Consider the following 3,584-nt stretch of genomic DNA (forward strand, 5'->3'; position numbering starts at 1 on the left):
TGTTTTATTCAGAATACTCATACTAATTAATTAGATTATACTATGACTCAGCTTAAACAAGCTCTAAAAGCAATTAAAAATACCGATTTTAATGCTCTGGAAGAAATCTTAGATGATGACAAATCCTACATGGAAGTATCAAAATATCTTTTTGTAGATGCATTAAAAAAAGAGCTTCAAGGTCAAATAGATGATGGCTTTAGTGGCTTTGATGAAATAGTTGAGAACAACAATGGTTCTTATATGTTTTATACAAAAGGATATCCTTATTTGAATTTATACTTTAAGCTTGATGATAAAGAAATTCTTGATATTTTCCTAAGTCACGATGACCCGTTTATGTCTGAAGAAGAATATTACGGTGAAATATATTTCTTCTTTTATGAGGAGGATAAGGAAAACTTCTCTCCTGATCTAAAATATCTTCTGAACAAACAAAAAGCAGAAAAAGCTGTTACAGATTTTAAGATTCTGAGTGAAAAGCCTTATATTTATATTGAAGATATAGATTATTGGAGGATAAAGTATGAAGATATAGTATCAGATCTAGGATTTAATCCTCCTATTGATATTGAAGTATACAGAGCTTTTTTAGAAGTAGATGAAATATGTAGGGTTGTATATAACACAACTGCTTTTATTGATAATCATGAATACGCAAAAGAGGCTTTGAATGAATATGGAAACTTAAACCTCAACGAAGAAAAAGAAATTGTGTATTGGTTGCTTACTCATAAAAATAATCAATTGCATTTTTTTAATTTAGGTCCAACTAATTGGCAAACTACAGGAATTATAAAATTAGATGCTGATTTTGAAATGTTTGTAGATTGTTCTACATACATAGATTCTTTTCTTTTTGCGGAATTATATGACAGACTTGAAAATAATTTAATTGAGAAGTATATGCCTACAAAAAAATACTACCAGGAGCATAAAAATGGCATTGAAATGTCTTTGGAAAGCCATTTAAAAATTCATAATAAATATTTAGATATTTTACCTGAGTGAATTAATGATAAACCTAATTTCTAATATTCAATTGATATTTCCCTTTTATATGCCTGTTATAAAATCTACCTTTAGAATTTGCTTTTTGGAAATTTCTCCAAATACTTAAAGGCATTTTTTGATAAATATACTCACCCCCATCAGTGTATAATATCATAAAACCAAAATTGTTATCGCAGGAATAATATTCGGCATTGTCTATCCAAGAGCTATTATTTTTAGTTAATTCTTCTTCTAGATGAAAATCAGTATTCTTTATTGTAATGACTGCTTCATGGTAGCTTTGAAAATCTGAATTTATTTCAGAGCAGTCTTTTTGACAAGACACTACTAAAAGAATTGTTACAAGTAACAAATAAAATCTTGAAATCATTTTCTAATTTATTTTGTCTTTGGTTTGAATATTAGAAACAGAGACATCACTCCAATGGAAACAATTGCAGCAACATCATAATTATAATGTCTTTCTAATAAAACAGTTGCTCCTGAAGAATCTTCAACAATTAATAAATAAAATTTACTAGATATTTTATTTCCTTTAGTGTTTGTGTATGATGTTGTGTAAGATAAAATTCCAAATATTAAACCAATTAATATTGATGTACCAATTTGTGTTTTTAAATTTTGTAGATCTATTTTTTTAATCATTACTTTTAACTTGTTCATTTTTTTTTGTTTGAAGATATTATAAATTTTATAAAAAGCCACCCCAAAATAAATCGAGGTGGCATCCACTAACTCAAAAACCAATGGTAATCAGAATCACCATTGATAGCATTAGCCAAGCCTACAGAAAATTGTAGGGCATTGGCATTCCTGTCAAGGAAAGAGTCGATATATGAGGTCTTAGTGGCTGAGGTGAAGAGATTATAAACATTCCAAAGGTTTATTTCACCATTATTATCACCACAAAAGTCTTTATCACCATAGTAATCTTTTGCTATCATATTAATTTGTCTGTCAGCAAAATCTAATTTTGGTAATACTTTTTTCTGGTCTTTAGGCAAATAATTATACAATTTTGCTTTGCCTATAAGTTGAGCAAATTGATGTTCTGTTAAATTATACTTTTTTAGCTGCCTCATGGCTTCTAAATACTTTTCAGCTAAAAAGTCTTGAACTGTTTCTAAAGTCTTATCACGAAGCTCCTCATAGCTTCCTACACGCATTTCAGAAACAAACCCATCTGATGAAATACACATGTTGCAGCACATCATATTTTGAAAACCAATAAAAAACTTGAATTTCTCATAGGTTCTTTTACTATAAAGGTTCTCTTAATTATAGGCTCTTACACCATCTATCATCAAACTAAGTGTATTACCATAAATATCTGTTGTAATTGAAGGGATTCTAATTATAAAAGCCATTCTTTCATAGTATTTGGTTTTTTCATGATCTAACAGGTCTTTAGCGGATTTATGCATAGTATTACTTGTCCTACCTTTGACTTGATGGCTAATCCTTATCTCTGAAAATCCTATTTGCTCTGAATTGAAAATGTCTAAGGCACATTCTTGAGCAATCTCAATAAACTCCTGATGAGATATAGTCCTTTCATTATCTTTTGCAAAGACTGGGCTGATCCCTGTAAAGCTATCTTGATCTTGTTTTTTTTTCTGATTGTCTTAATTGCATGACTTTATTTCTAATTCTTCAATTTCTATTTAATTCAAATACTCATTTATCGTTTAAATAGGTTTATTAAGCAATCAACTTTTCAGATTCTATAAGAGCATCTTTAAATTTATAAGGTTTTGAATTTGAATTTATATAGCTATTTGTACATTTATCAATTAACATGTTGATATAAAATAAATCTTTAGCATTTTCCTCAAAATCTTTTTTCCTTTTATCAAGCATTACCATCACATTATCAAACCCTTCTTTAGAATTAGAAATATTCGAGACGTAATTCATTACAAATTCCCTATACCTACTAGATTCAAAATCATCAAAATCTTCGTCATCAAATATTAATTTGAAAAGTTTTTCTAAATGTTTAAAATCAATAATAGAGCTGTAATTTAAGTATTTGACGCTTATTAAGGATAATATAATTTTCTTTTCTAGGAAATCAATTAAGTAATCAATAGCAATAGGCTCATTAAGTTCAAACAAAACATTTAATGCGTCCAAACGATGTGAATCTTCGCCTGTTTCTAAATAATCTATTGACGTTTCTTTACAATATTCTGGAAATAATTTCATTCCAAACATAATTCTAATTATTGACCAAAATTTATGATTTTCAAACGCTTCGCAACAATCAAGCAATAAATTTTCATCTCCAGTTAGTTCAATATAATTTTCTATTTTTCTACTATCATTGTAAATTGACTCATGGTTGATAAATAAACTTCTTATTTCTGGAAAAGCAGCTTCCAAATTATTATTTAAAGCGTACTCCATGTGTTTGGATAGTGCAAGACCTATTAATGTTTCATTATTAATGTTATGAATTATCTGTTCATTAAATAACTTTTCATTATTGATTAAATCTTTTAGTCTTAAAAAACTTTCATCAACTTCAGAACTTCTATCAAATTCATAGTATTGAATACAATTGACAA

Annotated in this window: 4 protein-coding genes and 1 pseudogene; 1 reads left to right on the forward strand and 4 read right to left on the reverse strand. The window is 28.0% G+C overall.

Annotation, left to right across the window (positions count from 1 at the left end):
- The first annotated feature begins 42 nt into the window (after positions 1 to 42).
- Positions 43 to 1,011, forward strand: coding sequence for a hypothetical protein (locus CXF67_RS08700; protein ID WP_102088403.1), 969 nt, complete (start codon positions 43 to 45; stop codon positions 1,009 to 1,011).
- A 13-nt stretch (positions 1,012 to 1,024) separates the two neighbouring features.
- On the opposite strand, the gene CXF67_RS08705 is transcribed toward CXF67_RS08700, so the two are convergent.
- The 4 genes and pseudogenes from CXF67_RS08705 to CXF67_RS18185 form a co-directional block, all read right to left on the reverse strand.
- Positions 1,025 to 1,384: a KTSC domain-containing protein gene (locus tag CXF67_RS08705; RefSeq protein WP_102088404.1), complete on the reverse strand. Its 360-nt coding sequence runs from the start codon at positions 1,382 to 1,384 to the stop codon at positions 1,025 to 1,027.
- Between the two features lie 8 nt (positions 1,385 to 1,392).
- Complete coding sequence (locus CXF67_RS08710; protein ID WP_145990418.1) at positions 1,393 to 1,677, reverse strand: hypothetical protein; 285 nt, start codon at positions 1,675 to 1,677, stop codon at positions 1,393 to 1,395.
- Between the two features lie 68 nt (positions 1,678 to 1,745).
- Positions 1,746 to 2,597: pseudogene (locus CXF67_RS08715) on the reverse strand (DUF3871 family protein).
- Between the two features lie 118 nt (positions 2,598 to 2,715).
- Positions 2,716 to 3,584 (reverse strand): hypothetical protein (locus tag CXF67_RS18185; RefSeq protein ID WP_219621029.1); only part of this gene is annotated, 869 nt, incomplete at its 5' end.

It is taken from the genome of Psychroflexus sp. MES1-P1E (assembly GCF_002836055.1).
Taxonomy (GTDB): domain Bacteria; phylum Bacteroidota; class Bacteroidia; order Flavobacteriales; family Flavobacteriaceae; genus Psychroflexus.

Coding starts and splice junctions, on each gene's coding strand:
- CXF67_RS08705 (WP_102088404.1), bottom strand. CDS start 1,384: ATGATTTCAAGATTTTATTTGTTACTTGTAACAATTCTTTTAGTAGTG.
- CXF67_RS08700 (WP_102088403.1), top strand. CDS start 43: ATGACTCAGCTTAAACAAGCTCTAAAAGCAATTAAAAATACCGATTTT.
- CXF67_RS08710 (WP_145990418.1), bottom strand. CDS start 1,677: ATGAACAAGTTAAAAGTAATGATTAAAAAAATAGATCTACAAAATTTA.